This window comes from Anaeromusa sp. (genome assembly GCF_028691475.1).
In the GTDB taxonomy this organism is placed as follows: domain Bacteria; phylum Bacillota; class Negativicutes; order Anaeromusales; family Anaeromusaceae; genus Anaeromusa.
This window is the reverse complement of record NZ_JAQUZF010000075.1, coordinates 1-6,219: the sequence shown is the minus strand read 5'-3', so window position 1 is coordinate 6,219 and position 6,219 is coordinate 1. Positions and strand designations below refer to the sequence as shown.

General features: G+C 50.0%; 7 protein-coding genes. 1 reads left to right on the top strand and 6 read right to left on the bottom strand.

Annotated features, from left to right (window positions below; genetic code table 11):
- The 5 genes from PHF27_RS10035 to nspC all read right to left on the bottom strand — a co-directional run.
- A partial coding sequence (locus PHF27_RS10035; protein WP_300069337.1) for a DUF6506 family protein occupies positions 1 to 242 on the bottom strand: 242 nt, incomplete at its 3' end.
- Between the two features lie 94 nt (positions 243 to 336).
- Positions 337 to 972, bottom strand: a complete 636-nt coding sequence (locus PHF27_RS10030) for a YigZ family protein (RefSeq protein WP_300069336.1) — start codon at positions 970 to 972, stop codon at positions 337 to 339.
- Positions 973 to 980: 8 nt separating this feature from the next.
- Entirely contained in the window at positions 981 to 1,592 is a 612-nt protein-coding gene (locus tag PHF27_RS10025; RefSeq protein WP_300069333.1) for a peptidylprolyl isomerase, read from the bottom strand.
- A 194-nt stretch (positions 1,593 to 1,786) separates the two neighbouring features.
- Entirely contained in the window at positions 1,787 to 3,049 is a 1,263-nt protein-coding gene (locus PHF27_RS10020; protein ID WP_300069330.1) for a saccharopine dehydrogenase family protein, read from the bottom strand.
- 29 nt (positions 3,050 to 3,078) lie between these two features.
- On the bottom strand, positions 3,079 to 4,185 hold the full coding sequence (nspC, locus tag PHF27_RS10015) for a carboxynorspermidine decarboxylase (RefSeq protein ID WP_300069327.1): 1,107 nt from the start codon (positions 4,183 to 4,185) through the stop codon (positions 3,079 to 3,081).
- Between the two features lie 299 nt (positions 4,186 to 4,484).
- On the opposite strand from nspC, the gene PHF27_RS10010 reads away from it, so the two are divergent.
- The gene (locus tag PHF27_RS10010) at positions 4,485 to 5,312 is read left to right on the top strand and encodes an RMD1 family protein (RefSeq protein WP_300069324.1); all 828 of its coding nucleotides are present in this window, start codon (positions 4,485 to 4,487) and stop codon (positions 5,310 to 5,312) included.
- A gap of 303 nt (positions 5,313 to 5,615) precedes the next feature.
- Here PHF27_RS10010 and PHF27_RS10005 read toward each other — a convergent pair.
- Positions 5,616 to 6,219: ATP-dependent Clp protease proteolytic subunit (locus PHF27_RS10005; RefSeq protein ID WP_300069322.1), on the bottom strand; the 604-nt coding region annotated here is incomplete at its 5' end.

Here is a 6,219-nt window from a genome sequence, read left to right as displayed (position 1 = left end):
CCGACGGCAATCTCAGGACCTACGGCTTTTTGCACCAGAGCCACGCCCTCGCTGCCAAAGCCGCCGCAAAGCTCAATAGCCCCAATTCCCTGCGTTTTCAGCTCCTGCGCCGCTGCTACGGCAGCCGCATAGTCCGCCACACCCACAACCGTCAGCTCTACCTGCGGTGTTTTGACCTGGGCGTGATGTTTTTGCGCTTCCGCCTCTGGAGCCACGAATAAAAATGCCGCTTTCAATGCCATGCCCGTTCCCTCCTACGTAGTTGCCTTTTGATAACCAGCAACCTTACTTACATACTACATCGGTCGAGCAAAGACGGCTTGTAAAAATCCGCCATTAAAGCTCGGTTTCGCAATATTCCTCGCCAGCTTCTTTGATACAGGCCGTTCCGCCGGACCAGTCGGCAATCCTAGAAAAAAAAGCTGTATCCTCCGGGCGGTGCAATACATATAGCGTCACCTGCTCCGCAAAGACCTTCTCTTTGATTGCATAGCCATCCCGGCCCAAATGGTGCTCCAAAACCGACATTAAACCGTAGTCGCAAGAAACGGCGCTGCACGCATAGGGCTCGCAAAAAACAACGCCTGCAGCAGTTACGCCTTCGGAGGCGGCTTTTCCGTAGGCGCGGATCAGCCCGCCTGCGCCCAATTTAACGCCCCCAAAGTACCGCGTTACGACGAGCACCGTATCAGTCAGGTTTTGTTTTTTCAGCACTTCCAGCATCGGCTTGCCCGCCGTCCCCGTCGGTTCGCCGTCGTCATCGGCTTTCTGCTGCTCGCTGTGCTTGCCGACGATGTAGGCTGCGCAATTGTGCGTGGCGTCCGGATGCTTTTCCCGAATTTGTCGAATGAAAGCAACCGCTTCTTCTACCGTCGCCGCTCTGGCGGCATACCCGATAAAAAGAGAACGATTGATCTCAAACTGCGCTTCACCATATCCCTTAACGCATCGATGCGACTGCAATGCACTCATAGCTTCCCTCAAGGAGTAACAATGGTAATTTTTTTCATAACCACATCGGTCTGCGGCCGATCTTGAGCGCCTGTTTTCACCTTGCCAATGGCTTTCACCACATCCAAGCCTTCTACTACCTTGCCAAAGATAGCATGCTTGCCGTCCAGCCAAGGCGTAGCGTCCAGCGTAATGAAGAACTGAGAGCCGCCGCTATTAGGGCCGGCGTTGGCCATGGATAAGATTCCCGCGCCGGTATGTTTCAGGTCTTTATGAAATTCATCAGGAATCACATACCCCGGTCCTCCGGTACCATTGCCCTTGGGATCGCCCCCTTGAATCATAAAGCCGTCAATCACGCGATGGAAAATCAAGCCATTGTAAAAGCCTTTGTTCACCAAGGAAATAAAATTCTGCGCTGTCCGGGGCGCCTTATCTTCAAACAGTTCCACTTTAAAGGTTCCCATAGAGGTTTCAAAAACAGCCAAGCTGTTTTTCTTGTTCGGATCCGCTGGCGGCAAGGGTGTATCTGCTTTCACAGGCTCCGTTTTTTCCGCCGTTTTGCTTCCTGGACCAGCGCAACCGGTCACCGCGGTTAAGCAAAACAGAAATGTCACAGCCAAAATCAACATCTTTTTCATTAATAAGAACCTCCATTTTGTTTTAGAGTGAAAATATTGAACAAGAGAACCAGAGTCGCGAGAGGGGCCGCAGGAGAAGAAAAATAGAAAGACATACTCTCTTAAAACCACTTTTCGCGTATTTCGCGGTTCGTTTTGTTAAGCCTGGTATATTTAAAGAAACCTCCCGCAGGTCCTGCGGGAGGTTCAATGATTCAGTCTACGCTGTCCAGCGCGGCAATCGCCGGCGGTACAAAGGCCAACGGCTTTTCTTCCACTTCCGTAGGCAAGCCGATTTGATCCAGCAGTTCGATAAAGGGTGCCGGATCCAGTTCCTCCACATTGACCATATGCTTTACATCCCAGTCGCCCCGGGCGACTAGAATAGCCGCAGCCGCAGCCGGTACGCCTGCGGTATAGCTGATGGCCTGAGCCTCTACCTCTTGGTAGCATTCCGCATGGTCGCAGGTATTGTAAATGAAAATCTCCCGTTTCTGACCGTCTTTCATGCCGCTGATAAAGTTACCGATACAGGTCTTGCCGGTATAACCAGGCGCCAGAGAAGACGGGTCCGGCAGGAGGGCCTTCAGCACTTTCAGCGGGACTACTTCCGTGCCGTCCGGCAGGCGCACCGGCTTTTCCGAAGTCATGCCGAGATTGGTCAGCACGGAAAAAACGTTCAGATAATGATCGCCAAAGCCCATCCAAAAGCGGATGGAGTTGGCATCTATGTTCTTCGACAGCGAGTGCAATTCGTCATGGCCTGTAAGGTATACCGGGCAGCTTCCTACTACCGGGAAATCATAGTCCATGCGAATGGAATGAACTTTTTGCAGCTTCCACTGACGCTCATCCCAAGTCCAAACCTTTTTAAACTCCCGGAAATTGATCTCCGGATCAAAGTTCGTGGCAAAATACTTGCCATGGCTGCCGGCATTGACATCCAAAATATCAATGGTATCAATGGTGTCGAAATATTTTTGCTGCGCCAGAGCACACCAGGCGTTAACCACGCCAGGATCAAAGCCTGCGCCTAAAATAGCGGTAACGCCTTTTTCCGCACAGCGCTCTTTGCGCTTCCACTCATAATTTTCGTACCATGGCGGGTTTTCGCAAACCTTGTCCGGTTCTTCATGGATGGCTGTATCCATATATACAGCGCCTGTTTCGATGCACGCCTCCAACACAGACATATTGACATAGGATTGTCCCAAGTTAAGAACAATCTCCGATTTCGTGTCCTGAATCAAGGCGACCAGTGCCGGAATATCCAATGCGTCCACCGCGCGGGAATAGAGCTTTTTCGCAGTATCCTTCAGATGGTTTTTACGCAGCACGCTTTCAATAATAGCGTCGCATTTGGACTGGGTCCGCGAAGCAATGCAAATATCTCCCAGCACATCGTTGTGCATTGCACACTTATGAGCTGCCACATGAGCCACGCCGCCAGCACCGATGATCAAAACATTTTTTTTCATTTCTTCCTCCTTTTGCTTGTCAAAACGTTCTAAGACAAAGCCGTTCTAAAATCCTCGTAGCTAAAAGATCGCACGCACTCCAGCGTACCATCCAACCGTTTTACAACAATCGCTGGCATCTGCAAGCCGTTAAACCAATTCTTCTTTACCATTGTATAGCCAGCCGCATCAATCAGACGAATTTCACTGCCGATTTCTAAATCCCGTTCAAAGTCAAAGGTCCCGAAAACATCGCCCGCCAAGCAAGAGCGTCCAGCTACCATGTAACGACGCTTTGCCTCCTGGGGCTGCTCCATTTTCCCTTCCAGACGATAAATCAAAAGATCCAGCATGTGCGCCTCCACTGACGCATCTACAATGGCAATGTCCATTTCGTTATGAACAATATCGACTACGCTTGTTACCAGTTCCGCACAGCCAGTAATCGAGCTTTCGCCTGGCTCCAGGTAAATTTGCACACCGTATTGTGTGGCAAATTCCTTCAGCAAGGCCGCAAACTCTTCTATCGGATACCCTTCCTTGGTAAAGTATAGGCCGCCGCCCAAGCTCACCCACTGCAGCTGGTGTAAAAACTCTCCATAGGTTTCCCCTAACCGCTGCAATTGCTCCCGAAATGACGACACGCTGTCGTTTTCGCAGTTGTAATGAAACATCAAGCCGCTCAGAAGCGGCAACCGTCGTCGAAGTTCCACCATGTCCTGCACCCCCAAACGCGAATAGCGCCGCGCCGGATCCGCCAAATCAAAGCCGGAAGTACTGAAGCCCGGATTGACCCGCAGTCCCAGCTTGACCCCTTTAGCAACTTCGTGATATCGATCCAATTGAGAGAACGAGTTAAAAATCACCTTATCCGCAAAAGACGCGACTTCCGCCACATCTGCCGCTGAGTAGCCGACGCAATAGGCATGGGTTTCCTTGCCGAATTTTTCATGCCCCAAGCGCGCCTCATACAGAGAGCTTGACGTCGTGCCATCCATATACTGGCTCATCAAATCAAACACAGACCAGGTGGCAAAGCATTTCAGAGCCAGCACTGACTTGGCCCCGGACAAATCCCGAACCTGTTTGATGATCTCCATATTCCGTTGTAGTTTTTTCTCATCAATCAAATAATAGGGAGTAGTAAGCTTCATCATCCTGTCTCCTATACTACGCGATTTCCGGGTACAACCGGTAGAGGCTACGCGTAAAGTTTACATTCTTTTTACATTAAACCAACATTATGCATTAGCCCTTGCTTTACAAAAAGGAAAAAATAGGCTACGCTCAGACATAAAGAAAAGTCCCTCAGACAATGCAACGTCCAACAAACTTAGCGGACGGCTGCTCCCTGTGGAACCATGAACAGTATTTTGAGTGTACTACAAATAGTGTATTTTCGCAAACATTTTTCATATCGCCTAGGAATATTTCCGTGTTTTGGAGGATAAAATCTATGTATACTGAATTCAAAGCCATTGTAATAGGCAATGAGCTGCATTTAAACAAAATTGCGCCGCATTTCGGCATTCAAAGAAAATTTAAATGGGAAGACCCCTTGCTGCTCAAACAGGACCAACTGCAGGGCATTGTCAATAATGCCGACAGTAAAATGGTCTATCTTTTCCATTTTGGAAGCGTAGTTTGCGTCAATCTGCAGCATCATGAAATCCTCGATGTTATCCATTACTTGAAACGCCTAGAGCCCGAAATAGATATTTCGCAAAACTTCCCTTATGAGGATGATTATAAGCTCGAAGTCAACACCGAAGCGGACTTCTCCATCAACAACGACAGTCTTGTTGTCGACGCTCAATGCGACCACCATCTAGAAATCATTGCCACCATTTTAGCAAAATCCGTCTCGCTCGAAAAAAACGAAAATGAAGTTGACGCTCTGCTGGACCGCATTGAAGCGGTCGTGAACAATCTCAGCCGCGGCGAGCTCGGCATGACGGACAGCGGTCTGGCCCGCATGACTGCCAACATTCTGCGGTTTCGTCTCAACACCCTTTCCTATATCATGCTGCTCGACAATCCGGACATTACCTGGAATAACGAAGAGGCGGCCTCGCTGCATAACGAGCTGTCCCTGCTCTTCGAGCTCAAAGAGCGCTACGAAAATCTTCGTCATAAAACGGAAACTCTCATGGATATCACCGAAGCCTTCTCCGGCTTGGTTCACGCCCGGCGCGGCACGCGCCTGGAATGGGCGATCATCATCCTCATTATGATCGAAATTGTTCTTTCCTTGTACAGCATGTTCATCAGCCCGTTGCACTAGAAGGTACGAGGAGATTGAACAAGAGAACCGGAGTCGCGGGAGGATACGCTGGAGGATTACGGTTTTTGAACAAGAGTCAAGGGAGTAGAGGGAGGGCGTGACGGAGGGTTACGGAGTACTGAACTAAGACCCTTTCGCGCCTTTCGCGTATTTCGCGGTTCGTTTATTAATGTAGAGTATATCGAAGGAAGCCCCAGGCTCTGTTGCACACAAACGTGCTCATTAGAGTCTGGGGCTTTACTATTTAATGACCTGTGTCATGCCCTCCGGTCACTCCGGTTCTCTTGTTCGTCCTTCAACGTCTTACAGCTTCGGCAAGTCCTCGTACTTCTCCACAATCTGTCCGACAAGGCCGTACGCTTTGGCGTCTTCGGCGCTGAGCCAGTAGTTGCGAAGGGTATCCTGCTCGACCTTTTCCAACGGTTGGCCCGTTCCGGCGCTGATCAAACGGTTGATGCGGCTGCGGACCTTGACGATTTCTTCCGCTTCAATACGGATATCCGAAGCCTGGCCCCGAACGCCGCCGAGCGGTTGATGGATCATATAGCGCGTATTGGGCAAGGAAAAACGATCTTCCTTGGGAACGGACAGGTAAATGGTAATACCAGCGCTAGCCACCCAGCCAGTGCCGATTACCAGCACGCGGGGTTTCACAAAACGAATCATGTCATGAATGGTATCGCCGGATTCAACATGGCCCCCAGGACTGTTGATGTACAGCTTAATGGGTTCATCGCCTTGTTCCTGCAAAAGAAGCAGCCGAGAAGCTACACTTTCCGCCGCTTCTTGCGTAATTTCACCGGTAAGAATAATGGACCGGCTTGCCAAAAGCTGCTCTTGCCATTTCTGCTGGCTATTTTTGTTATCTTCTTCCATCGTATCTCCTCCAATTTTAAGAAAGCCGTTT